Below are 23,169 nucleotides of genomic sequence, written 5' to 3'. Positions count from 1 at the left end.
TTCCTTCAATATACGCGAGTGCCATTTTCGACGGATCGTTCGGGCTGGAGGTGGACGACGTTGCCCGATTCGTCGTCCACGCCGGTCACGAGACACTGGCTCTCGAAGCCCGCGATGTTGACAGTACCGAGATTCACGACGGCGACGACTTGGCGGCCGAGCAACTCGGCTTGGGTGTAGTTGTCGGTGAGTCCCGCGGCGGATTGGAGGACGGTGTCACCGAAATCAACGCGCAGCTTGTACACGTCCTTTCGCGCCTCTGGAAACGGGTTCACGTCGATGACTTCACCGATGCGCATCTCTACGTCTGTGAGAAACTGTGCCGGGTCGATGTCGGATTGGTCGATACCCATGTGCAAGGCTCTCACGGGCAGCGAATGTGTAGTTTTGCCCGGCGAAAACTGTCGAAAATCGACCACTGCGAGCGCGATGGCTGCGGCGACGACAAGGTATATGAATCGCGCGTAGCGAACGTATCTAGGTGTCCATGACCGCACTCATGGTCTCATCATCATCCAGCCCCGCGCAGGGGCAGTTCATCACTCATGGAGGATTCAGCAAAATACCTCATTCACGCAGACATCACCGCCGACGGGGTGGTCGAACGGAGTGACGTCGTCGGGGCTATCTTTGGCCAGACCGAGGGACTCCTCGGCGACGACTTAGACCTCCGCGACCTCCAGAACTCATCGAAGGTCGGCCGGATAGACGTCAGTATCGACTCAGAACGAGGCAACTCGTTTGGCAACATCACCATCGCAAGCAGTCTCGACAAGGTCGAAACGGCCATCCTCGCTGCCGCGCTCGAAACCATCGACCGCGTCGGGCCATGTCGCTCGACCGTCGAGGTCTCGAACATCGAAGACGTGCGCGCTGCAAAGCGCCGTCGCGTCGTTGACCGCGCGAAAGACCTGCTCGTGAGCGCCTTCGACGACAGCGTCCTCTCCAGTGAGGAGCTCATCGAGGAAGTCCGCCGCTCGATTCGCGTCGAAGACATCACCGAGTACGAAGGCCTTCCCGCGGGGCCGCGCGTCGAGACGAGCGACGCCATCATCGTGGTCGAAGGCCGCTCAGACGTGCTCACGCTGCTCAAATACGGCATCAAAAACGCGATTGCCGTCGAAGGGACGAACGTGCCGAAAGCGGTCGCCAAACTCACGAAACAGAAAACCGTCACCGCCTTCTTAGACGGCGACCGCGGCGGGGAACTCATCCTCAAGGAACTCTCGCAGGTGGGCGACTTAGATTACGTCGCCTTCGCGCCCTCTGGGCTCTCGGTCGAGGACTTAGACCGCCACGAGGTCATGGCCGCGTTGCGCGAGAAGGTGCCCTACGACGAGGTAAAAAACGCCCCCGCCGCCCCCGAAACAGTGGCCGTGACCGACGGCAGTGTCACGACCGTCTCACCGGAGACCCCCGCTCCGGTCATCGAGGACGTGGACGGAGAAACCGACGAACCGCTCGTCGAGTACGCGACAACTGCCGAGGAACCGGTCGAAGAATCGGCCGTCGAAGTCGAAGCCGAACCCACAGAAAAACCCGAACCCGAAACGCTGCTCGGACACGTCAAAGCCGTGATTGGCGACGACACCGGGACGGTTCGCCTGCTCGACGGGGACTTCAAAACGGTGGCAGACGCACCCGCCGCGAATGCGTTCGACCTCATTAAGGACGCGGACGTGGCGCCACACGCGGTGGTCTTAGACGGCGAACTCGGGCAGAAAGTGCTCGACGTGGCTGCCCAGCGCGGCGTCGAACAAATCGTCGCAAAGAGCGAAGGCGAGTTCGTCAAAAAGCCCGCAGCCGTACGGATTCGCACCGCAAACCAGCTACTCGCCTGACTCGGAGACGAGCAGCAACCCGTCGCCACTTTTATAGTAGTCTTCGAGCCGTTCTGCGACCGTGAAGCCGTGGCTGTCGTAGAAAGCGCGTGCGCCGTCGTCTGATTCTTGGACGGTGAGTTCGACTCGGCCCGCGGTGCGCTCTCTGAGCGCTTCGAGCAATTCGGTTGCGTACCCCTTTCGCCGGGCAGCGGGCGTCACCGCCAGCTCAGCGAGATACGTCTCTGCCTCTCCGGGAATCGCAACGAGGTAGCCAACCGGCTCGGGGTCTTCTGCGACGAGAATGAGGGGGCCGTCTGCGGTGGTTGCAAGCAGGTCAGGCCACGGCTCATCGAGGGAGGCCTGTTGAATCGCCCGGAGTGCGGGCAGGTCTGCGTCGGTCGCTCGCCGAATCATAGCACGATGGCGTTGGTGGCGAGTGCCAGTCCGACGCCGACGAGGGCTGCCGCGAGCGTTGCGAGGAAGTTGACGCCCTGATTCGAGAGATTCACCCCTTCGAGGGTGGCTCCAAGAAGGCTATCGACGGTCATTCCGGCCACGCCTGCGAGGACGACGATGCTCGCGCCCGTGGTGCTGACGGTGTCGAACAGCACGAACGCAATCGCCGCGATGAGCGCGGCCCCACCAACTCCCGCAACCTCGCCTTGCCACGTCACGCCGCCGTCGGTTCCGGCGGGGACGGGTTTGAGCGTCGTGATGAGTCGCGGCTGGTCGAACAGGCCGCCAATCTCACTCGACAGGGTGTCGCTCATTGCGGCGGCAATCGACCCGGCGAACGCAAAGAGAAACAGATCGGGCGAAAGCGTCGTCAGCGCCGGACTCGCGGCGTAGCCGACGACGGCGGCGATGGCCACCGCAGAGTTTGCGAGCACGTTCCCGCTCCCGCGCGCGCCGTCGTTCTCCTCTGCGATGCCGCGCTGTTGTTTTTCGTCGTAGCGGAATTTCGTCGAGAGGCCGCCGATGCCGAAAAACGAGATGAGCATGGCGAACCAGCCAAGACCGCCGAGGACGATGGTGAGCAGGCTCAGCAGGACGCCCGTGAGCATCCCCGGAATCGACGCGGTTTCGAGCGCGTAGGAGACGTAGCCGAGGACGACGGTGAGCGTGAGCGCGAGGACGATTTGCTGGCCGGTCACCTCGATGCCGAGGTCGACGAACAGCCAGAGGAGGAAGCCAATCGTGAGCATGACGAGCGGATCGTCGCGCTCGAACAGCACGGCGCGGAGGAGCGCCCCGAGCAACGCGCCACTCGCCGCGAGAAACGCGGCGACGGGGACGGTGGTCATCGAAATCTCGGCAGCGGTCAGGCCGACTTGGCTGAGGAGGCCCGCGAGAAAGCCGCCGGTCGAAAAGCCCACGGTGGCCATGAAGGGGTTGTCGCTGTACTGGCGCAGGAGCTCCTGGGTGAGGTTCCCGAAGGCGAGAATCAACACGCTCGTGATGAACACGGAGACGGGGAGAGCAAACAGCGAGGCGAGGATGGCGAGGCCCGCGGCGGCGAGCGAAAACGAAGCGAGACCGTAGAGTCGTTTGTCCTGATGGTCGCCCGGGCGGGCGAACAGTTCGAACAGGGTGCCCTCGCTCACGACGAACAACGCGAGCACCGCAATCGCGACGAATGGTAGGGCGGCGGCTTGTCCCAGCACCGGCGCGGAGAGCGAAAGCATTCCAACGAGGGCGAATGCGCCGGCCCGTCGGACGGTCGAAGTCACGTCTCCGTTTTTCCGGCGTCGCTTATTTAACCTTCCTGAACCACGGTCAGCGCGCCAACCCGTGAGTTTTACCCCCTCGCCATGGAAACGTGCGGACAATGGGTCTGTACGACCGCTACCTCGCCATGCGAATCCGCCGTCACGACGCGCCCGTCCCCGAACGGGTAGCGGTCGTCCTCACGGAGCGCGACCTCTTAGAGCGCGGGGCCTACCGGACGCTCGAATCCTTCCTCGGGTGGGCGTTCGAACTCGGTGCAGAGCGAATCATGGTGTACATCAGCGTCCTAGACCCCGCCGCGGTGCCGGCGCTCCAGCGTGCCTTTTCCCAACTCCAGAGTCCGCGCCCGCTCGCTGTCAGAGGCCGCGACGACACCGAGCGCGCAGACACACCGGTACAGGTGAGCATCGGGCTAGGCGGGAAACACGAGTTCGCAAAGGCAGTTCAGGCCACCGCAGAGAGCGTCGCTGAGGGGGCCCTCTCTCCGGACGATATCGACGAGGCGGTCATCGAAGACCACCTCGTGTTCCCGACCGACCCCGACCTCGTCATCAAAACCGGCGCAGAGCGCCTCTCTGATTTCATGATTTGGCAGTCAGTCTACTCTGAACTCTACTTCACGGACGTGAACTGGCGAGACTTCCGGCGGCGCGACTACCTGCGCGCGGTGTTGGATTATCAGAACCGCCAGCGGAGATTCGGCCGCTAGGGCGAACGTTGTTGCGAACCCTGTGAGCAACAAGGAGACGAATTACGCCACCGCACCCCGTATCTCGCCCACCAGCTCGGCGATTGCCTCACGTTTCAGGACGATGAACCCCGCAAACACGACGAGAAAACCGAGGACCGTGAGCGCGGTGAGCGTTTCGTGAAGGACGACGACACCGGTAATCGTGGCGACGATGGGCACCAGATAGGTCACGAGTGAGGCTTCGAGCGCGCCGCGCACTTCGAGGAGCGTGAAGTAGATGATGAAGGCAAGCGCGGTTGCGATGACGCCGAGATACGCGACGGCGGCGGCCGCTTCGAGCGTCGTGGGGAGCGAAAACGGTTCGCCAATGGCGGTGCTCATCGCGTGGAGGATGACGCCGCCGATGAGCATCGACCAGCCCGAGAGGGCGGATTTATCGAGCGTTGGATTCGCGCGCTGAATCAGGACGCCACCGAGGGCGACGCCCGACACTTGGATGAGAATCATGAGTCGGCCAACGACTGAGGAGCCAAGCAGGTTTCCGGGGTCGGGACGGATGATGAGGCCAACGCCGACAAAGCCGAGGAGGATGCCAACCGCGCCGACGGCCGAGACGCGCTCTTCGGGGAGCAAGCCAAACGCCCAGAGCGAGGTCAGGATAGGGATGAGACTCTGCATGATGGCGGCGACGCCGCTTGGCACCGTCTGCTGGCCAATGAACAACATCCCATTCGCGGCGACGAGAAACAGCCCGCCTGCGAGGACGGCACTCAGATTCGCGCGGCTGGTCGGTCGCCACGTCGCCCGCGAAATGAGGGCGTAGGCGAGCAACAAGATGGCCGCCGTGTCGTAGCGAAACGCCGCGAACAGCACAGGTTCGAGCGATTCGAGGCCGACGGCGATTGCCAGAAACGAAAAGCCCCAACAGAGCGCGAGGGTTGCGAACATGCCGATCGCACGAAAACGGTGGTTCACGAGTGCGCTGATGGTCGCCGGATAATTATTGCTCTCGGTTGCGGGGAATTACTCGACCTGTGTCTCGCGCAGGTCGTCTGCTTCGACACCCTCTAGCTCGCCGCTCGGGAGGTGGTCACGGAAGCGCGTGATGATGCGCTTTGCTTCGTCGAGTTCCGTCCCGCCGAAGGATTTGACGAGCGCGACGGCGCGCTGGGCGCGGGTGCGCCGCCAACTGGCTTCGCGGGCTTCGTAGGTACGAATCGAGCGCAGGAAGTCGATTTTCGAAAACTCCGGCCAGTAGGGCGTACAGAAGAACACGGCAGCCTCGTTGCCGTTTGCGTGCCACGGCAGGAAGTTGCTCGTGCGCTCGTCGCCCCCGGTGCGGATGATGAGGTCTACGTCGCGGGCGGGGCCGTCGTAGATGCGTTCTTCGAGGGTTTCGACCGTGATGTCCTCGGGCGAAAGGCTACCGGCTTGGACCGCGCGTGCCACGTCGCGGCTGGCTTCGAGGAGTTCTGCCCGCCCGCCGTAGGCGAGCGCGATGTTCAACCGAAGCCGGTCGTAGTCCTTGGTTCGCTCGTGAGCGTAGTTGATGGTCTCTTGGACGCGTGGGGGCAGCATGTCGAGTTGCCCAATCGCGCGGATTCGCACTTCGTTTTCGTGGATGCGGTCTGCGTCTGCGAACTCGGTGAGTTTCTCACAGATGAGGTCGAAGAGGGCTTCACGCTCCTCTTCGGGGCGGTTGAAATTCTCGGTCGAAAAGGCATAGAGGGTGAGTTCCTCGATGCCGAGGTCGTCACACCAAAACAGCAGGTTCTCGGTGGTTTTTGCGCCCTGTCGGTGGCCGTCGGTCGTCTCGTCGCCGTTCGCGTCTGCGTAGCGACGATTCCCGTCTTGAATCACGGCGACGTGCGTTGGCACGCCCGAAATCTCGCGTTCAAGCAGTCGCTCGTACGTCCGTCTGAGTTGCGACCGAACCCACGTGCGCATTCACCTGAGTGGTCTTGCTCTGACTCTATGAGTCTTGTGACCTAACCAGTCGAACGTGCTGACAGTCACGATGGACAGTCGAAAACAGGTGCGCAGGTATTTATGTGTGGGACTACTCACAACGGTTGCAATGGCAAAAGGTACGGTTGACTTTTTCAACGATACCGGCGGCTACGGCTTCATCAAGTCAGACGACTCTGATGAGGACGTATTCTTCCACATGGAAGACGTCGGTGGCCCGGACTTAGAGGAAGGGCAGGAAGTCGAATTCGACATCGAGCAGGCAGATAAAGGTCCCCGCGCAAAGAATCTGGAGCGGCTCTAATCATGGCGAAAGGTACGGTTGATTTCTTCAACGATACTGGCGGCTACGGTTTCATTAAAACGGACGACGCAGACGACGACGTATTCTTCCACATGGAAGACGTCGGCGGTCCTGACCTTGAGGAAGGACAGGAAGTGGAGTTCGATATTGAGCAGGCTGACAAAGGCCCACGCGCAAAGAACTTGGAGAGACTCTAACCATGGCGAAAGGCACGGTTGACTTCTTCAACGACACTGGCGGTTACGGCTTTATCAAGACCGAAGACTCCGACGACGACGTGTTCTTCCACATGGAAGACGTCGGCGGCCCAGACCTCGAAGAAGGGCAGGAAGTCGAATTCGACATCGAGCAGGCCGACAAAGGCCCTCGTGCGAAGAACGTAAAGCGGCTGTAAGGCGGCTTTCGAACGAAATATTTTCACATTTTCACACCCGCCGAGTGGCGACCGTGACGTGTAAACCCCCCCAGTGCTGACTGCGGGGTATGAGCGACGTGCTTGACGAGGACTTATACAAGCGAACGAAGGCGCTGTTAGAGCCGGGTGATATCGAGTTAAACGGGGCAATCGTCCACACCGGCCTCACGAGCGACCAAGACATCGAGATGCACCAAGCCACGCTCGATGTCGGTGACATCATCGCCACCCACGCGGGCCTTGCAGGCGACACCTACGTCTATTCGGGCAACGATAACCCGAAGTTTTCCTCGAACCAACACCAAGGGTTGACCATCGAAGAAGACGAGTTCGTCTGGGAGTGCCAACAACTGCTTCGGAAGGGCACCTTCCACATCGTCATCTACTACGAGGCGGCGCATAACCACGAGGCAATCCTCGACGACATCCGCGACCTCGGCTTCGAGGTCACGGGCGTGCTCGGCTAACCACCCACGACGCGACTATTTCGCTGTTAGGCACTGAAACCGAGAGCCTGCGCTGTCTTCCTCACTTCGGGTAGGAGTCGATTAACGCCTGAACAGTCAGCGGAAATACGCTTGTAACAATGACCATCTCACGCATAGGTATGTCCGGGGAACTTACATGGGAACGAAGGGGGGAATGGGGGCCCAACAGCGGGCGCAGTCGGAGCTACTTGGATTCTTGCTCGTCACGGTGCTGTCCATTGCGATGGTCAGCTTCATGGTGATTACCGCATCTGGCGGGATTGCAAGTGTTCAAGCCACGGCGGAAGTGAGCAAAGCGGAGACCGCAATGGGGGTGTTCGATATGCGAGCAAGCGCGGTCACGCTCGGAGAATCTGACCTCCAGACGGTCGCCTTTGGCAACACCGGCGAGGGAGAGCTGTTCGTCGACGAAGACGAAGGCTCGATGGTGATTATTCACACCGACTTAGACGGCCACGACACTGTGCTGTACAACAACAAACTCGGCGCGCTCGTCTACAGACAGGGTGACACCGAAATCGCCTATCAAGGCGGCGGTATCTGGCGGCTCGATGAGAGTGGCCAGGCGCGCATGATTTCTGCGCCCGAGTTCCACTACCGCGAGGCAACGCTCACCGTTCCGGTCATCCGGGTGACGGGTGACGGATCGGTATCCGGTGACAATGCACAGATCCAAGCCACGCGCGGGGCGACCGGTCAAACGGTGTTCCCCGACGCGAGCCGGACGCTCGCGAACGGTGAGCCGTGGTCGAACCCCGGTGCAGAGGGGTCGATGACGATCGTCGTCCAGTCGCGCTACTACGAAGGCTGGGCGCAGTACTTCGAAACCCGCACGGAGGGGACGGTGACGGTCGATGCGGCGACCCAGACCGTAACGCTCGACCTGACGGTTCCGTACGACATGGGCTGGTTCCGGATGCCTGAAGAGGGTGATTCGCTCCACCTCCGGGCGGTGGATGAAGACCACCCGCTCTCTGAGTTCACGGTCACGATGTACCCAGACGACAGCGACAGCGCGTGGTACAACAACCTGAAGTGGTCGTTCGTCTCGAAGCAAGTCGATGAGGAGTTCGAGATTCACCTCAGAAGCACCGGCAACGCGCCCGACGACGGGGAAGCCTGCGATAAGAAGTGGGTTGGGATAACCATCTACTACGAAAACGGCTCTACCTACGAGGGCTGGCAGATCGACGAGGCGTTCAAAACCTCGTGCTACGACGCCGACAACGACGGCGTAGCGGACGAATCGTACCTGTACGCCGATCTCAACTCGATGGACGTCACGATGGACTACTCGTCTATCAGCAGCAACGACGTCGTCGGTGGCGCAAGCGGCGTGAGCCTCGACGCAGACCGCCGCGCTGCGAGCGACGCCTTCAACGAAGGGCAAGACACCGAACTCGGCTTGGTGTTGAGCAACTATCTCGGTGAGGTTGGCCCAGACATCGACCTCACGGTCGTTGATAAGAGTGCGCAAACCATCAACGAAAGCATCTCTGAGGGCACCATCCACTACGACCAGCGCAGCTACACGCTCTACTTCCTCCACATCACGGAGAACACAGTCGACGTCGAGCTACGCTGACCCAAGCGAGGTGCTTATGCCTGCCGCCTGCTGAATGGCAGGCATGACAGAGGCGGACCTCGGCCCGACTGACCGCGCCATCGTCAACGCCTTCCAGGGCGGGTTTCCCGTTACCGAACGGCCGTTTGAACCCGCCGCCGCGGCACTCCGCGAGCGCGGTATTGACATCTCCGCTGTCGACCTTCTCTCACGCATTCAATCGCTCGACGAGCGCGGCGTCCTCACGCGCTTTGGGGCGCTCATCAACGCCGAAGCCATCGGCGGAACCGCAACGCTCGTCGCCATGCACGCCCCGCCAGAGCGCTACGACGAGGTCGCAGAACAGGTCAACTCCTTTCGGGAAGTCGCGCACAATTACGAGCGCGAACACCCGCATCTCAACATGTGGTTCGTCGTCTCCGTTGGCGACGCCGCCCGCGTCGAGGAAGTGCTCGCAGAAATCGAGGCAAAAACCGGCCAGCAAACGTACAACCTCCCGAAACAACAGGAGTTCCGCGTCGAAGCCAAGTTCCTGCTCTCCGGGCCACTCTCCGAGGGTGACGTAGACCTCTCGCACCTCGGCCCGGATGTGACGCCCACAGCCCGCACCACGCTCACGCCCGCAGAGCGCGACCTCGTGGTCGAGATTCAAGGCGGCCTCCCCATCACTGCGACGCCGTATGCGGACGTGGCGGCGGCCATTGGCCAAGACACCGAGTGGGTCGTCTCGACCATCAAGCGATTCAACCAAGAGGGCAAAATCCGGCGCGTCGGCGTCATCCCGAACCACTACAAACTCGGCTACACGGAAAACGGCATGACCGTCTGGAACGTCCCCGACGAACTACTCACAGAGGTTGGCCCCGCGATTGCGAGCCTCGACTTCGTGACCCACTGCTACGAACGCCCCCGCCACGAGGGTGTCTGGCCGTACAACTTCTTCGCCATGACCCACGGCCGCACCGAAGAAGAGAGCCAGAAACACATCGGCCTCGTCAAAGAACGCATGAGCGAGTTCTGGGACGTTGGCGACGACGACTGGGATACGCTGTTCTCTTCGCGCATCTTGAAGAAGACGGGCATCCGTATCACCGAACGCGCAACCGCAAACACCGAATGATACCCCTGTTCCATGACTTCAGCGGCGAGACGGTCCTCGTGTTTGGCGGCGGCTCCGTCGGCGCGCGCAAGGCTCGACGCTTCGCCCGCGAGGCGGACGTGGTCGTGGTCAGCCCGGAATTTTCCGATGATTCGTTTGGCGGAGCCGCGCGGATTCGTGCCGCGCCGTCGATTCCCGACGTTGGCGAGTGGCTAGACCGCGTCGAACCGGTGCTCGTCGTCGCCGCGACGGACGAACCCGCGTTGAACGAAGCCATCGCGGCGGCGGCCGGAGAACGCCAGACGCTCGTCAATCGCACCGACCAGTCGGGCGAACGCGCGGCGGGCAGCGTCGTCGTGCCCGCGACCGTCCACGACGACCCCGTGACGGTGGCGATTTCCACCGGCGGGGCGAGTCCGGCGCTCTCGAAACTGCTCAGACAGCGCATCGAAGCCGACATCGCGGGTGCCGGTGCGATGGCAGAACTGACGGGCGAACTCAGGCTCGAACTCCAGTCTGCGGCCGTCGCCCCCGAGGCACGCCGCGAGGCCATCCGCGCGGTGGTCAAATCTGACCGCGTTTGGAAGGCTTTAGGTACTGGGAAAGCAAAAGCGCGCAACGAGGCACAGAGCGTGATAGACGAAACAGTCGTTGGCGGTGATTTTGATGCGTGAGGCAGGCGTCATCTCGGGCGTGAGCGTGTCGCACAAAAACGCGTGCGTAGAGACGATTGAAGCGGCGTGTGCAGACGACCAGCGAACCGGCGTTGAGTCGCTGCTCGCGGAGGAGGGCGTCAAAGAGGCGTTCGTCCTCCAGACGTGCAATCGCGCAGAGGCGTACGTCGTCACGGCCACGCCCGAACTCGGCGGCCGCATCCTCGCAGACTACGTCGAAGCCGTTCCTGAGGACGCCGTCGTCTCGCTCACCCACGAAGACAGCCTGCGCCACCTCATGCGCGTGGCAGCGGGCTTAGAGTCGCTCGTCATCGGTGAAGACCAGATTCTCGGCCAGTTGCGCACCGCCTATCTCGACGCGAGCGGCGTTGGCGGCCTCGGCCGCCTGCTCGACGATGGCATCGCCAAGGCCATCCACGTCGGCGAGCGCGCCCGCACGGAGACGGAAATCAACGAAGGAACCGTCTCGCTTGCGAGCGCGGCTACGTCCCTCGCCGCCCGCGAATGCGACCTCGAAGACGCCACCGCCCTCGTCATCGGCGCGGGCGAGATGGGGTCGCTCGCGGCCACGTCACTCGCAGACACCGTTTCGACGCTCTACGTTGCGAACCGAACCGTCCCCCGAGCAGAAGCCATCGCAGAGGTGCTCGAAACCGAGGCGACGGCCATCTCACTCGATGACGTTCCCGCCGTCGTCGCAGACGTATCGCTCATCATCACCGCGACCGGTAGCCCGGAACCGGTGCTCTCTGAGAAGACGCTCTCGAAGGCAGCGGAGACGCTCATCATCGACCTTGCCCAACCCCGTGACGTCGACCTTTCTGCGTCGTCGCTTCCGGGCATCACCATCTTCGACTTAGACCGGCTCGAATCGGTCACCGACGAGGCCCACGAACAGCGCAAAGCCGCCGCCCAGCGCGTCTCTGAGATGATCGACCGCGAGTTCGACCACTTACTCGCCCAGTACAAGCGAAAACGGGCAGACCGCGTGATTGCGGCGATGTACGAGAGCGCAGACCACCTGAAGACCCGCGAGTTGCAAACGGCGTTCTCCCAACTTGAGGCAACCGGCGACCTGACTGACGAACAGCGCGAGGTCGTCGAATCGCTCGCCAACTCGCTGGTCGGCCAGTTGCTCGCCGCGCCGACCAAAAGCCTGCGCGACGCCGCAGAAGAGGACGACTGGACGACCATCAACACGGCACTCCAGCTGTTCAATCCCGAGTTCGGCGCAGAGCCACCGGCGTTCGTCAAAGCGATGTCCGAGCCTGACCGCCCTGATTCCGCCGCGACGAGCGCCGAAGACGACTGATTTTCCGACTATCGCCCGGTGGTGAATTAGCTATTTCTCCAGCGAAAGCGTACGTTTCTCCGACCGTTCGGCCGCACGACGCGGCGACCGGAGAGGAATGGTATGACAATCAGAGATATTGCGCGGCCACGAGAGGAACTCGTCTCTGCGACGAAGGAGACGCCGGTAACAGAACTCGCGACGATGATGCGAGAGCGAACCGTCGGGAGTGTCGTCATCGAAGAGCGCGGGAAACCAATCGGCATCGTCACCGACCGCGATTTGGCGATGAAAATCGTCGCCGCGGGCAAGAACCCACGTGACCTGACCGCCGTGGACGTGATGAACGGCAACACCATCACCGTGAATGCCGACGCCGGTGTCTTCGACGTCTGCCGGACGATGCGCGAGAGCGGGGTGCGACGGGTGCCCGTTATGGACAACGGAGAGCTTGCAGGCATTCTGACACTCGATGACATTATCGTCTTACTCGAAGACGAGCTCCACGACCTCTCAGAGGTTATTCGGTCTGAGTCGCCGCCATACGCGCTTCCGTAGGCACACCACTAGCAAAAACGGTTATTTCAATCGAGCGAGTGGTTAGGGTATGGCAGACCTGCTCTCCGAAGACGAAATCGCCTCCCGACTCCCGAGTGGGTGGGAGCGAGACGGCGACGAGATTACGCGCACCTACGAGTTCGACGACTACTTAGATGGCGTCGAGTTCGTCACGAACATCGCAGAAATCGCCGATGATGAGTTCCATCATCCGGAAATCACCATCGGCTACAAGCAGGTCGAAGTGCGGCTCACGAGCCACGAAGAAGGCGGCATCACCGAGAAGGATACGCACCTCGCGGGGCGGTTCAACGACGAGCAGTGAGCCACGCACGCTACGTGTTCGAGATTCGCGTTCGCCCAGAGAGCGCCCGTGATGACCTCACGCTATCACCCGCGGAGATGTCGGTCAAGCTCTACAAGGATGCAGCACAACCGGGTGAAGACGGCTGGTTGTTCTTCAGAGACTACCTCTGGCGTGGCAACCTGAACGACGCAACCGCGTTCACACGCGACCTTGAAGACGCATTTTCGCTGCGCGTCGTCGGCGTCGAGTTCAAAGGTCTCCAGACCTCGACTGCGTATCTCGACGCGCTGAAAGACGAGATTCACGGCCATCTCGACCTGTTCAACGCGGATTCGGTGGACGAAGTGGTCTCTAAGTATCTCGGCAGTTCGATTCAGGTTACGTAAGCGGAAAAGGACTTATCGGCCCGTGTCGTAGGTTCCGTGAATGGTCGTCGCTGACTACGACTTTTGGCTGTTTGATTTAGACGGCACGCTCATCGACGTGGAGTGGCGCTACACCCGCGAGGTGTTCGACCGGGTTGGCGACCGCCTCGGCCGGCAGTTCTCAGACCGAGAAGCAGAAATCCTCTGGCACGGCCTCGGCGGGAAGCGCGAGGACAAACTCACCGAGTGGGGCATCGACCCGGCGGCGTTCTGGCCGGCGTTTCATGCGGTCGAAGACCCGACGGCTCGCGCCGAGGCGACGTATCTCCACGACGATGCCACCTTCGTCGCAGACCTTTCGACGCCGGTTGGCCTCGTCACGCACTGTCAGCCGTTTCTCGCCCACCCGGTGCTCGCGCATCTCGACATCGGTGACTGGTTCGACACCATCGTTTGCTGTAGCGATGATTTAGGGTGGAAGCCAGACCCCGGCCCCGTGTCGTTCGCGATGCGCGAACTCGGTGTGTCACCTGACGCACACGGCGTGCTCGCCGGCGACGGCTCGAACGACATCGGCGCGGCGTGGAACGCTGGGCTTGACGGGATTCACGTCGAACGCCACGACCCACACCGGCGCGGTGAGTGCGTTCTCGGGGATTATCGCATCACGTCGTTCGAGGAGTTGTGGAAAAACAGCACACTGAATCGTTCGAAACAGCCGCCCGCAGAAGATTAGTCGTAGGTGTCTTGTGGGTCTTCGAGTCGCGCCCCCATCACGGTTTCTTCGACCGTTGTGACCGTCGAATTGACACGCAGGTCGTGACCGCACTCTGGACACGGGAGTGCCAGTACGACGACGACGTCACCGTTTCGATGTTCGATGCCTAACACTTCTGTGTCTGAGGGGTACAGGTATTCCGCCTCAAGTGGATGCGCGCAGCTCATGTGCCACCACCGGAATCCGGCGTATGGTATAACGTCGCACGACTGGTTATAAACTTCGGCGGCCGGTTAGGGCCGGTCGTAGCCGGACAACGCGGCGAAAACGTCATCCGCCGCCGCAATCGCTTCAGATAGCGCGCGAACACCCGGTTTTTCCACACGGTCAGGATTTCCGTACACGTTGACCGTCTCCGTTCCGAGCGAGACGAAGCCAAGTTCCAGTTTCTCGGCGGTGACCCGAAGGCCGAGGCCGACATCTGCACTACCGGTCGCAACCTTCCGTGCCGGACTCTCGTGGGCTTTCACGGTGTGGTCGAAGCCCACAATCGCCGCTACGAGGTCGTGGCGCGTCTGGCCGCGGTCGGCTGCGAGCGCCGACAGCGCCTCCGTGAGCGACGTTCTGAGCCCGGATGCCGTCGAGCGGTTGCTGAACCGGAGGTCGCGGTCGACGAGGTCTGCAAGCCCGGTCACTTCGTTCGGATTCCCCGCCGGAACGACGAGCCCCCACTCGCGCGTCCACGACCCGAGCGAGACGCCGTCGAACTCCGGTTCGCCACTCATCGACGTTACCGCAACATCGGCGATGCCGTTGCGGAGCCGTCTGAGGCCTTCACGGCTCCCCATCGAGAGATAGCGCGGTCGTGTCACATGGTCGAGTATCCGAGAAAGTGCGGGGTCGTCTTCGCCCACACCGAATACGGTCGGCGGGACGATGTCCGGCGAGAACAGCGACACCGACACGGATTCACCCATGTCGAGAAACGAGGTGTCGGGGTGTACTTCAACAACGCCGTCTGCTTCGACGAGGCTCGTCGTCGCGCCGCTTCCTTTGTCCACCGGGTAGACGAGCAGGTCGCCCGCGCCGTCTTCGACCAAGCCGACGGGCATGAGTCGCATCCGGCCTTCGGCGTAGCGCTCGCGGACGGCCATTTTTCCAGAAACAGTCGCCGCCGCGGGTTCGGGAAGCCCTGCCGCCGCGCGGATGGCGGGTGCGACAAAGGCTTGGAAGATGGTGAGTGCAGACACCGGGTACCCCGGCAGCCCGATGTACGCAGAGTGTTCGAGGCGGCCGATGAGCATGGGTTTGCCCGGCTTTACGGCCACGCCGTGAAGCAGCAGTTCGCCCTGGTCTTCGATGACGCGATAGATGACGTCCACCGCCGAGGCGCTCGTGGAACCAGAGGAGAGGACGAGGTCGCACTCGTTCGCCGCCTTCGTCAACAATCGCTCCATCTCGTCGTAGTCGTCGCCCGCGTGGGGGTACAACACGGCTTCGCCGCCCGCGTCCTCGACGCCCGCGGCGATGGTGGTGCTGTTCACGTCGAAAATCTGCCCGGCGGCGCTGTTGAGCGACTCGCCCGGTCGGACGAGTTCGTTGCCGGTCGAGACTATGCCGACGCGCGGCTTTGCCCGGACGGGAACCTCATCTATCCCGAGTGCCGACAGCAGACCAATTTCGCGGGGCGTGATGCGGGTTCCGGGGCCGAGGGCGCGCTCTCCGGCCGCGATGTCTGCTCCTGCGAGCATCACGCTGTCAGCGGGCGCGACGGCGGTTCGAAACGCGATTTCGCCGTCGCGTTCGTCGGTGCGCTCGACCATGACTACGGCATCCGCACCGGGTGGCATCACCGCGCCGGTCGAGATTTCGACGCACTCACCTTCGCCAACCGAGACGGCTGGTTCTGTGCCTGCGTGCACTTCACCGACGAGCGACAACACCGCCGGATTCGCTTCGTCCGCGCCGAAGGTGTCGCGCGCCTTCACCGCGTAGCCGTCCATACTCGCGCGGTCGAAACCGGGCACGTCGAGGTGGGCGTCGATGCGCTCTGCGAGCACCCGACCGCGAGACGCTGCGAGCGACACGGTTTCTGTGCGCCCGCCAAGTTCCAGCGACGCAATCGCGTCGTGGGCCTCGTTCGGCGTGGCGAGGTCGTGGAACTCTTTTCTGCTCACGCGAGCCACTCCCAGTTCTGTACCGCGACGGTGTCCCCGCTCGCAATCCCCTCACTCGATTCTGGCACTTCGACCCAGCCGTCTGCGAGCGCGACGCTCGACAACACGCCGGAGCCACTCGCCCGCGTCGGGGTGGCCACGCGCTCGCCGTCTTCCTCGCTGAGGCGTACGCGGACGAAGGTTCGGTCGCCCACGTCGCTGTGTATCTTTCTCCCGAGGCGGGCTTCGACCGTCGGGAACGAATCGAGTGGCAGCCCGCCAGCCCACTTGAGCGCCGGGCGGAGGAACTGGACGGCGTTGATGATGCACGCGACGGGATAGCCCGGCAGCATGATAATTGGGGTGTCAGCAACGACGCCAAGGGCGACCGGGTGGCCGGGCTTGAGCGCGACGCCGTGGACGACCACCTCACCGATTTCTGCGATGACTTCTGGAATCAGGTCGCGCTCCCCGACTGACGAACCGCCGGTCGTGACGATGATGTCCGAATCGAGATTATTGTCGACCGCTTCGCGGAGGCTTGTCTCGTCGTCGGTCACGATGTCGTGGTAGCTCGCATCGCCACCCCAGCGTTCGACCAGTCTCGAAATCGTCAGCCCGTTTGTCTCGATGACCTCGCCGGGTTCGGGGTTTTCCTCCACAAGTTCTTCGCCGGTCGGGATGACGGCCACGCGCGGCAGTTCGTACACCGTGACCTCGCGCACGCCGGTCGATTTGAGCAGGCCGAGGTCGGAGGGGCGCAGTCGGTGGCCCGCTTCGTAGAGTTGTTGGCCCTCCTCGACGTCCTCGCCTTCGGGAGCGACGTTCTCGCCTTCTGCCACGGCGTCGAACACTTCGAGGTCGTCGCCAACCAGCTCTGCGTGTTCGACCATTACGACGGCGTCCGCGCCGGGCGGGATTTCGCTCCCGGTGTGCACCCGGACGGCGTCGCCGGGCGCGACTTCGTCTGAGGCCACGCGTAGGAGGTTCGGCGCTCTGCTTGAGGCGCCGAACGTGTCTTCAGCTCTGACCGCAAAGCCGTCCATCGCCGCGCGGTCGTAGTGAGGCACGTTTTGCCCGCTCGTCACGGCTTCGGCCAGCACACAGCCGTCTGCCTCGACGAGCGAACGGCGGACAGTCCGCTCGTGTCGTGTGGTTACGTCCCGGAGGCGGGTGCGGGCGGTGGAGACGCGGGTGAGCTCTTTGAACCCGGCGTCTCGGAGGAGGTCGCTCATGGCTGGCCCCTACGTCGCGGCCGACAAAAAGCACCCGGGCGAATTCCCGCTACCGGGGGCTTTTTCGCTCCTGCGTCCATAGCCATGGGTATGTCAGCGCTGCGCGATGCTCTGCGAGACCTTCCAGACGCAGTGTTCGCAGACCTCCTCGAAAACGACGACTCGTACCTCCTCGTGATTGACTTCCCCGGCGTCACGAAAGACACCGTGGATGTGCGTGTTGAGAACGGACGACTCCACATCGAGGCGCGCCGAGAGAAGGACCTCCCGACCGAATACCGGTATCTTCGGGAAGATCGCTCTATGTTCCTCGACGTAGACCTGCCGCTCCCGCCGAAGGTGACCGGGACGGAAGCGGAGGGGTCTGTGTCGCGCGGCGTGCTCGAAATCACCCTCCCGAAATGGCGTGCCGCTCCCGGGACGAGCATTCCCATCAGTGACGAATAGGGGGTTCCAAAGTCAGTGAACCTTCGTCCGTACCGACGGTTTTTCACCGTCGCCAGACAGTTTTTACCGCTGCTCCTCGCATACGCGCGTGACCGACGCCGGTTCTTGCTGTTCGGTGGGCGTAGAACCGTCACCCCGGAGATTCGCCGCCAGCGAGCACAGGCGCTCCTCGATGCGATGCTGACACTCGGGCCGACGTTCATCAAGCTGGGCCAGTTGCTCTCTACGCGCCCGGATATTCTCCCACCGGAGTACATACACGAGTTCACCAAACTCCAAGACAGCGTCCCGCCAGCGCCGTGGCCGGAGGCCAAACAGGTCATCGAAACCGAACTCGGCCCAATAGACGCGGAGTTCGATACCTTCGAGACAGACGCCATCAGCGGCGCGAGCCTCGGACAGGTGTACTACGCCGAACTCAACGGCCAAGCCGTCGCCGTCAAGGTGCGCCGACCCAACATCGAAGACCTCGTCGAAGCCGACCTGCGGGTCATCCGCTGGAGTCTGCCGGTGCTGATGCGGTTTACCGGCACGGCGCGGGCGTTCTCGCTCGAAAACCTTGCAGACGAATTTGCGAGAACTATTCGCGAGGAGATGGACTACCGCCGCGAGGGGCAGATGCTCACGGAGATTCGCGCGAATTTCGCAGACGAAGACCGAATCGTGATTCCTCGCGTCATCGAATCGCACTCCGATTCGCGCGTCCTCACGATGGAGTACGTGAGCGGGACGAAAATCAACGATATCGAAGACATCGACGCGATGAACGTCGACCGCTCGGTGCTCGCAGAGACCCTCCAGCGCATCTATCTGCAGATGATTATCGACGATGGCGTGTTCCACGCAGACCCACATCCCGGAAATCTCGCGGTGCGCCCGGACGGCAAAATCGTCTTCTACGACTTCGGGATGAGCGGGCGGGTAGACGAGTTCGTCCAGCAGAAAATCATCGAGTTCTACATCGCGGTTGCGAACCAAGATATCGAAGGCATCCTCGACGCGCTCATCGAGATGGGGACGCTCAGCCCGGATGCAGACCGCCGGGTGATGGGCGACGTGATGGAACTCGCCATCGCTGATGCACGCGGTGAGAACATCGAACAGTATCGCGTCCAGCAAATCGTGAGCCAGGTCGAAGACACCATCTACGAGTTCCCGCTTCGCCTGCCGTCGAATCTTGCGCTCGTGTTGCGCGTGGCGACGGTGGTAGAGGGCGTCTGCGTGACGCTCGACCCCGATTTCGACTTTATCTCGGTTGCGACGCAGTATCTCACCGAGCAGGGCTACCGCGAGGCGGGGGTCAAGCAGTTCCTAGAAGACCGCAGCGACGAGGTGAAACAGGCGGCGTGGTCGGGGCTTCGTACGCCACCGAAGCTCGAACGCGCGCTCGACCGTGTCAACCGCGATGACTTCTACGTGCGTGCGGATATCGAGGACTCTGATGGTCACCTCACGCGCCTCGCAAAGCGGCTTATCTACGGCATGTTGCTCTCGGTTGGGCTGATTGCGACCGCGGTGCTCTACGCGTTTGCGACGCCCGAATCGAGCGCGGTGGCGGGCGTGTTCTCGCTCGCCATCGCTGGGTTGCTCTATCTCTCCTTTCGCAAACGTCGTGGGATTCGGGCGACCCCGCAGTTTACGCGACAGAACCTTCGCCAGCGCCAGGGCAAATAGGGGCGAACAGACGACACGGTCGTGGGCGCGAAGCGGTGTGTCGTACACCCGCGGGACGCTTCGCGGTTGTCAGTCAGGACATGGCGTCGCTGGCCGCGCCTTTGGCTAAAAACGCTTGGCCAAACCCCGTTACTTTTCTCCGACTCGGCTGTTACTCTGGGTATGGAAATCGACTCGTTCGGCCTCGAACGCTGGTTCGCCCGGTACGAAGCGGATGCCGACATCATGCTCGCAGAGAGCGGGATTCGGTCGCTTCCGGCGAGCCGATTCGACACCGACCCCGGGGAACTCGGGTACGTCATCCCGACCAACGGCGACGAGGAGTTGCGCGAACAGCTCGCCGCCCGCTACGACCGAAGCGTGGACGAAGTCATCTTCACCTGTGGCGCACAGGAGGCGAACTTCCTCGTGTTCCTTGCCCTCCTTGGACAGGGCGGCCACGCGGTGACGGTCACGCCCACCTATCAGTCACTTCATGCGATTCCGGACGCCTTTGGCGAGGTGACGACGGTCGAACTCGACGCGCCGACGTGGGAACTCTCCGTGGACGCCGTCGCCGAGGCAATTCGCGAGGACACTCGCCTCATCGTCGTCAACAACCCGAACAACCCCACGGGGAAATACCACGACGCGGAGACGATGGCTGCGCTGTACGACCTCGCCGTCGAACACGACGCCTACCTGCTCGTAGACGAAGTCTACCGGCTGCTCGCAGAGAATCCGCACCCGCCAGCGGCGAGCCTCGGCCGACGCGCCATCAGCACGGCCAGCCTCTCGAAGGCGTACGGCCTCGCAGGCCTGCGCTTTGGGTGGATTGTCGGCCCGCCAGAGGTCGTGCAAGCGGCGTGGCACTGGAAAGATTACACGACCATCTCGCCTTCCCAGTTCGGCCAACACGTCGCCCGGCAAGCGTTCGAGCGCGAAGACGAACTGCTCGCAGAGAGCCGCGAGATTGCCGCCACGAACCGTGCGCTCGTCGCAGAGTTCGTCGATGCGTGGGACTTGTCGTGGTTCGAACCGGTTGGCGTGAACGCGTTTATCGAGATTCCCGACGCGTTTTCGAGCGGAAAGGAGTTCTGTCGGGCGGTCGTGGGAGAAGAGAGCGTCGTGCTCGCGCCGGGTGAGTTCTTTGGCTATCCAGACCGATTTCGACTGGGATTTGGGTTGCCCACGGCGGAGTTGCGAGAGGGCCTCTCACGGCTTGAAACCTGTCTCCGGCGGCACGAATAGCGTTCCAAACCGTTTATACAGTCTCGTGGAAAAAGCAGACACATGGCGAAGCAACAAGGCGAGGTCCGCGACCTCCAGGAAGGTAGCTACGTAATGATCAACAACGTTCCGTGTCTCATCACTTCCTACAGCACGGCAAAGCCCGGCAAGCACGGCAGTGCAAAGGCCCGTGTCGAGGGGAAGGGCGTCTTCGACAGCAAAAAGCGTAGCTTCTCCCAGCCAGTCGACGCAAAAGTCTGGATTCCAATTATCGAGCGAAAACAGGGACAGGTCGTGAGCGTCGAAAGCTCCGACGTCGCTCAGGTCATGGACCTCGATACCTACGAAACCTTCTCCATCAAGGTTCCCGGCGACAAGACGCTGACGCCGGAAGACGAAATCGAATACCTCGAGATGGACGACCAGCGCAAAATTATCTAAATGTTCCCGGGCGCGCTGGCTTCTCGCACCGACGCTTCGTACGTCATTCTCGGCGCGCCGCTTGACATTTCTACTTCGTTCCAGCCGGGGGCCCGATTCGGCCCCGGACGCATCCGGCAGTACGCGGAGAACTTTGACGACTACGACCACCGGACGGACGCGCATTTTACTGACTTGCAGGTTGCAGACGAGGGCGACCTCCACGCGTGGGACGACGCGGCTGACTACCTCAACTTCTTACAGGGGATGGTTACCGATATCGAGCGTGACGAGGCGCTTCCCATCCTCCTTGGCGGTGAGCACACGGTGACCGTGGCGGGCGTGCGAGCAACCGCCCCCGACACGTTCGTCTGTCTCGACGCCCATCTTGACCTCCGCGAGGAATATGCTGGAAACCCACTCAGCCACGCGACCGTCACCCGCCACGCCCTCGAAGTCGCAGACGAGGCCGTCATCCTCGGCGCGCGAACGGGCAACAAAGCCGAGTGGGAGCGCGCCGCAGACGGCGACGTGACCGTAATTCCCCCCGAAGACGTGGCCGAGTGGACGTACGAGGGCGACGGTGCGGTTTATCTGAGTGTGGACATCGACGCCGCAGACCCCGGCTTCGCCCCGGGGACGGGGACGATGGAACCGTACGGCCTCACACCGCGTGAGATGCGTGATGTTGTTAGAGCGGTCGCCCCCCATGCCGTCGGCTTCGACGTGGTTGAGGTGAACGACCGAGACGACGGGCAGGCGGCGACGCTCGGGGCGAAACTGTGCAGAGAATTCGTCTTCTCACACGCCGATTCGGCCTAAAAACGGGAACGTGGCCGGCTATGACCCGGGAGTCACCCGGCGTGCGAGTCCCCGTGCTGTTCGGACAATCCGATTCTTTGTTCGTCGAGGTAACCGACGCCAAACGAATGCGGCTTTGCGGAATTTACCCATTGGGAATCAACTCCGTTGTCCGACCCGCGAAGGCGGGTAGTCGCTTTATCATCGCCGCATTTCTTAACGTTGGTGGCTAATCTGAATCCATGAAACTCACTGACCTCGTCTCGCGCTACGATGAGCGCCTTCGCACCGAAGACTACGCGTTCGACGTGAGCGCGAACGGATTGCAGGTCGGCCCCGAAGAGAAGGACGTCTCAACCGTCGCCTTCGGCGTGGACGCCGCCGTCTCGACCATCGAAGCTGCGGCCGACGAAGGGGCGGACATGTTCGTCGTCCACCACGGCCTCTCGTGGGGCGGTATCGAGCGCGTGACCGGCGCGACCTACGAGCGCATTCGCCTGCTCGTGGAGAACGACATCGCCCTTTACGCCTCACACCTCCCTCTTGACGGGCACGAAGAACTCGGCAACGCCGCCGGTATCGCAGACTTGCTTGCGCTCGAAGACCGCGAGCGATTCGGTGCGGAGGCTGCAGAATACATCGGGCTTCGCGGGACGGCTCCCGACCCGCTTTCCGTGACTGACCTCCGAGAGGCACTCGTTGGCCTCGACAACGGTGGGCAGGGCGTGCAGATACTCGACCACGGCCCGGAGGAAATCGAGCATATCGGCATCATCACCGGGAGCGGAACCGACTGGCTCCCGGAAGCAGAAGCGGTGGGCGTAGACGCGCTCATCACGGGCGAGGGGAAGCAGCCTGCCTACCACGAGTCGAAGGAAGCGGGCATCCACGTCGTGCTTGCTGGCCACTACGCAACCGAGACGTTCGGGGTGCGTGCGCTCCAGAGCCTCACCGAACAGTGGGGACTGGAGACGACGTTCATCGGTGAACCGACGGGACTCTAGCCTACGGATTGCGGCCGTATTCGAGGTGGTCTATCTGCTGTTCTAAGTCGTGGACAGACTCATCGGGGAGGGTTCGCTCCTCATCGACGCCGCGCATGAACACGAGGCCGACGGCGAGCGGGATGCCAAAGACCACCACGCCCGACAGCACGATGAGGAACAGGTCGGGGGCAGGCGGGAGCACCGACAACGGGAGGGCGGCAGGTGCCATATTGCATGAGTCTTGCTAC

The 23,169-nt window shown here is 62.3% G+C and carries 29 protein-coding genes; 20 read left to right on the top strand and 9 right to left on the bottom strand.

Annotated features, from left to right (window positions below; translation table 11 throughout):
• Window positions 1–5: 5 nt before the first annotated feature.
• Window positions 6–353 carry a tRNA-binding protein gene (locus tag V5N12_RS14465; protein WP_332899878.1) on the bottom strand — a complete coding sequence of 116 codons (348 nt, stop codon included), beginning with the start codon at window positions 351–353 and terminating at the stop codon, window positions 6–8.
• A gap of 192 nt (window positions 354–545) precedes the next feature.
• Here V5N12_RS14465 and dnaG point away from each other — a divergent pair, with 192 nt between their 5' ends.
• A complete protein-coding gene (gene dnaG / locus V5N12_RS14460) occupies window positions 546–1,841 on the top strand; it encodes a DNA primase DnaG (protein WP_332899877.1) in 1,296 nt (431 codons plus the stop codon).
• Here the strand turns inward: dnaG and V5N12_RS14455 are convergent.
• Both V5N12_RS14455 and V5N12_RS14450 read right to left on the bottom strand, forming a co-directional pair.
• Window positions 1,830–2,237, bottom strand: coding sequence for a GNAT family N-acetyltransferase (locus V5N12_RS14455; protein ID WP_332899876.1), 408 nt, complete (start codon window positions 2,235–2,237; stop codon window positions 1,830–1,832). The genes dnaG and V5N12_RS14455 overlap by 12 nt on opposite strands.
• Window positions 2,234–3,553 (bottom strand): DUF92 domain-containing protein, encoded by a 1,320-nt coding sequence (locus V5N12_RS14450; RefSeq protein ID WP_332899875.1) that lies wholly within the window; start codon window positions 3,551–3,553, stop codon window positions 2,234–2,236. The genes V5N12_RS14455 and V5N12_RS14450 overlap by 4 nt, the downstream gene beginning before the upstream one ends.
• Before the next feature lie 98 nt (window positions 3,554–3,651).
• Between V5N12_RS14450 and V5N12_RS14445 the strand changes: the two genes are divergently transcribed.
• Window positions 3,652–4,260: an undecaprenyl diphosphate synthase family protein gene (locus V5N12_RS14445; RefSeq protein WP_332899874.1), complete on the top strand. Its 609-nt coding sequence runs from the start codon at window positions 3,652–3,654 to the stop codon at window positions 4,258–4,260.
• A 42-nt stretch (window positions 4,261–4,302) separates the two neighbouring features.
• Here V5N12_RS14445 and V5N12_RS14440 read toward each other — a convergent pair whose 3' ends face one another.
• Both V5N12_RS14440 and uppS read right to left on the bottom strand, forming a co-directional pair.
• Window positions 4,303–5,190, bottom strand: a complete 888-nt coding sequence (locus V5N12_RS14440; protein ID WP_332899873.1) for a DMT family transporter — start codon at window positions 5,188–5,190, stop codon at window positions 4,303–4,305.
• A gap of 75 nt (window positions 5,191–5,265) precedes the next feature.
• A complete protein-coding gene (uppS, locus tag V5N12_RS14435; protein ID WP_332899872.1) occupies window positions 5,266–6,189 on the bottom strand; it encodes a polyprenyl diphosphate synthase in 924 nt (307 codons plus the stop codon).
• A 130-nt stretch (window positions 6,190–6,319) separates the two neighbouring features.
• Between uppS and V5N12_RS14430 the strand changes: the two genes are divergently transcribed.
• The 12 genes from V5N12_RS14430 to V5N12_RS14375 all read left to right on the top strand — a co-directional run bounded on the left by V5N12_RS14430 (window position 6,320) and on the right by V5N12_RS14375 (window position 14,011).
• Window positions 6,320–6,514 (top strand): cold-shock protein, encoded by a 195-nt coding sequence (locus tag V5N12_RS14430; RefSeq protein ID WP_332899871.1) that lies wholly within the window; start codon window positions 6,320–6,322, stop codon window positions 6,512–6,514.
• A 2-nt stretch (window positions 6,515–6,516) separates the two neighbouring features.
• Complete coding sequence (locus V5N12_RS14425; protein WP_332899870.1) at window positions 6,517–6,711, top strand: cold-shock protein; 195 nt, start codon at window positions 6,517–6,519, stop codon at window positions 6,709–6,711.
• 2 nt (window positions 6,712–6,713) lie between these two features.
• Window positions 6,714–6,908: a cold-shock protein gene (locus V5N12_RS14420; protein WP_332899869.1), complete on the top strand. Its 195-nt coding sequence runs from the start codon at window positions 6,714–6,716 to the stop codon at window positions 6,906–6,908.
• Between the two features lie 89 nt (window positions 6,909–6,997).
• The gene (locus V5N12_RS14415) at window positions 6,998–7,396 is read left to right on the top strand and encodes a DUF5778 family protein (RefSeq protein WP_332899868.1); all 399 of its coding nucleotides are present in this window, start codon (window positions 6,998–7,000) and stop codon (window positions 7,394–7,396) included.
• Between the two features lie 157 nt (window positions 7,397–7,553).
• Window positions 7,554–9,002, top strand: coding sequence for a DUF7289 family protein (locus V5N12_RS14410; RefSeq protein ID WP_332899867.1), 1,449 nt, complete (start codon window positions 7,554–7,556; stop codon window positions 9,000–9,002).
• 43 nt (window positions 9,003–9,045) lie between these two features.
• On the top strand, window positions 9,046–10,101 hold the full coding sequence (gene ahbB, locus V5N12_RS14405; protein ID WP_332899866.1) for a siroheme decarboxylase subunit beta: 1,056 nt from the start codon (window positions 9,046–9,048) through the stop codon (window positions 10,099–10,101).
• Window positions 10,098–10,754 (top strand): precorrin-2 dehydrogenase/sirohydrochlorin ferrochelatase family protein, encoded by a 657-nt coding sequence (locus V5N12_RS14400; RefSeq protein ID WP_332899865.1) that lies wholly within the window; start codon window positions 10,098–10,100, stop codon window positions 10,752–10,754. Before ahbB ends, V5N12_RS14400 begins: the two co-directional genes overlap by 4 nt.
• A complete protein-coding gene (gene hemA, locus V5N12_RS14395; protein ID WP_332899864.1) occupies window positions 10,747–12,066 on the top strand; it encodes a glutamyl-tRNA reductase in 1,320 nt (439 codons plus the stop codon). The genes V5N12_RS14400 and hemA overlap by 8 nt, the downstream gene beginning before the upstream one ends.
• Window positions 12,067–12,168: 102 nt before the next feature.
• A complete protein-coding gene (locus tag V5N12_RS14390; RefSeq protein WP_332899863.1) occupies window positions 12,169–12,603 on the top strand; it encodes a CBS domain-containing protein in 435 nt (144 codons plus the stop codon).
• Between the two features lie 49 nt (window positions 12,604–12,652).
• Complete coding sequence (locus V5N12_RS14385) at window positions 12,653–12,928, top strand: 4a-hydroxytetrahydrobiopterin dehydratase (RefSeq protein WP_332899862.1); 276 nt, start codon at window positions 12,653–12,655, stop codon at window positions 12,926–12,928.
• Window positions 12,925–13,296, top strand: coding sequence for an LWR-salt protein (lwrS, locus tag V5N12_RS14380; RefSeq protein WP_332899861.1), 372 nt, complete (start codon window positions 12,925–12,927; stop codon window positions 13,294–13,296). Before V5N12_RS14385 ends, lwrS begins: the two co-directional genes overlap by 4 nt.
• Window positions 13,297–13,336: 40 nt before the next feature.
• Window positions 13,337–14,011 carry an HAD family hydrolase gene (locus V5N12_RS14375; RefSeq protein ID WP_332899860.1) on the top strand — a complete coding sequence of 225 codons (675 nt, stop codon included), beginning with the start codon at window positions 13,337–13,339 and terminating at the stop codon, window positions 14,009–14,011.
• Here V5N12_RS14375 and V5N12_RS14370 read toward each other — a convergent pair.
• From V5N12_RS14370 to V5N12_RS14360, 3 genes are all read right to left on the bottom strand, one after another.
• Complete coding sequence (locus V5N12_RS14370; RefSeq protein WP_332899859.1) at window positions 14,008–14,220, bottom strand: hypothetical protein; 213 nt, start codon at window positions 14,218–14,220, stop codon at window positions 14,008–14,010. The genes V5N12_RS14375 and V5N12_RS14370 overlap by 4 nt on opposite strands.
• 66 nt (window positions 14,221–14,286) lie before the next feature.
• The gene (locus tag V5N12_RS14365) at window positions 14,287–16,179 is read right to left on the bottom strand and encodes a molybdopterin biosynthesis protein (RefSeq protein WP_332899858.1); all 1,893 of its coding nucleotides are present in this window, start codon (window positions 16,177–16,179) and stop codon (window positions 14,287–14,289) included.
• Window positions 16,167–17,384 carry a molybdopterin molybdotransferase MoeA gene (locus V5N12_RS14360; RefSeq protein WP_332899857.1) on the bottom strand — a complete coding sequence of 406 codons (1,218 nt, stop codon included), beginning with the start codon at window positions 17,382–17,384 and terminating at the stop codon, window positions 16,167–16,169. Before V5N12_RS14360 ends, V5N12_RS14365 begins: the two co-directional genes overlap by 13 nt.
• A gap of 90 nt (window positions 17,385–17,474) precedes the next feature.
• On the opposite strand from V5N12_RS14360, the gene V5N12_RS14355 reads away from it, so the two are divergent.
• The 6 genes from V5N12_RS14355 to V5N12_RS14330 all read left to right on the top strand — a co-directional run bounded on the left by V5N12_RS14355 (window position 17,475) and on the right by V5N12_RS14330 (window position 22,939).
• The gene (locus V5N12_RS14355; RefSeq protein ID WP_332899856.1) at window positions 17,475–17,831 is read left to right on the top strand and encodes an Hsp20/alpha crystallin family protein; all 357 of its coding nucleotides are present in this window, start codon (window positions 17,475–17,477) and stop codon (window positions 17,829–17,831) included.
• Window positions 17,832–17,846: 15 nt separating this feature from the next.
• Entirely contained in the window at window positions 17,847–19,505 is a 1,659-nt protein-coding gene (locus tag V5N12_RS14350; protein ID WP_332899855.1) for an ABC1 kinase family protein, read from the top strand.
• Between the two features lie 162 nt (window positions 19,506–19,667).
• Window positions 19,668–20,735, top strand: a complete 1,068-nt coding sequence (locus V5N12_RS14345; protein WP_332899854.1) for an aminotransferase class I/II-fold pyridoxal phosphate-dependent enzyme — start codon at window positions 19,668–19,670, stop codon at window positions 20,733–20,735.
• A gap of 42 nt (window positions 20,736–20,777) precedes the next feature.
• Entirely contained in the window at window positions 20,778–21,155 is a 378-nt protein-coding gene (locus V5N12_RS14340; protein ID WP_332899853.1) for a translation initiation factor IF-5A, read from the top strand.
• The gene (gene speB / locus V5N12_RS14335) at window positions 21,156–21,956 is read left to right on the top strand and encodes an agmatinase (protein ID WP_332899852.1); all 801 of its coding nucleotides are present in this window, start codon (window positions 21,156–21,158) and stop codon (window positions 21,954–21,956) included. It abuts the gene before it with no gap.
• A 221-nt stretch (window positions 21,957–22,177) separates the two neighbouring features.
• Entirely contained in the window at window positions 22,178–22,939 is a 762-nt protein-coding gene (locus V5N12_RS14330) for a Nif3-like dinuclear metal center hexameric protein (RefSeq protein ID WP_332899851.1), read from the top strand.
• A 1-nt stretch (window position 22,940) separates the two neighbouring features.
• On the opposite strand, the gene V5N12_RS14325 is transcribed toward V5N12_RS14330, so the two are convergent.
• A complete protein-coding gene (locus V5N12_RS14325; protein ID WP_332899850.1) occupies window positions 22,941–23,150 on the bottom strand; it encodes a hypothetical protein in 210 nt (69 codons plus the stop codon).
• Window positions 23,151–23,169: the final 19 nt, after the last annotated feature.

Origin of the sequence: Haladaptatus sp. CMSO5 (assembly GCF_036689885.1) — an archaeon.
In the GTDB taxonomy this organism is placed as follows: domain Archaea; phylum Halobacteriota; class Halobacteria; order Halobacteriales; family Halococcaceae; genus QDMS2.
The sequence above is the reverse complement of the archived record's forward strand: the minus strand, read 5'-3'. Positions and strand labels throughout refer to the sequence as shown.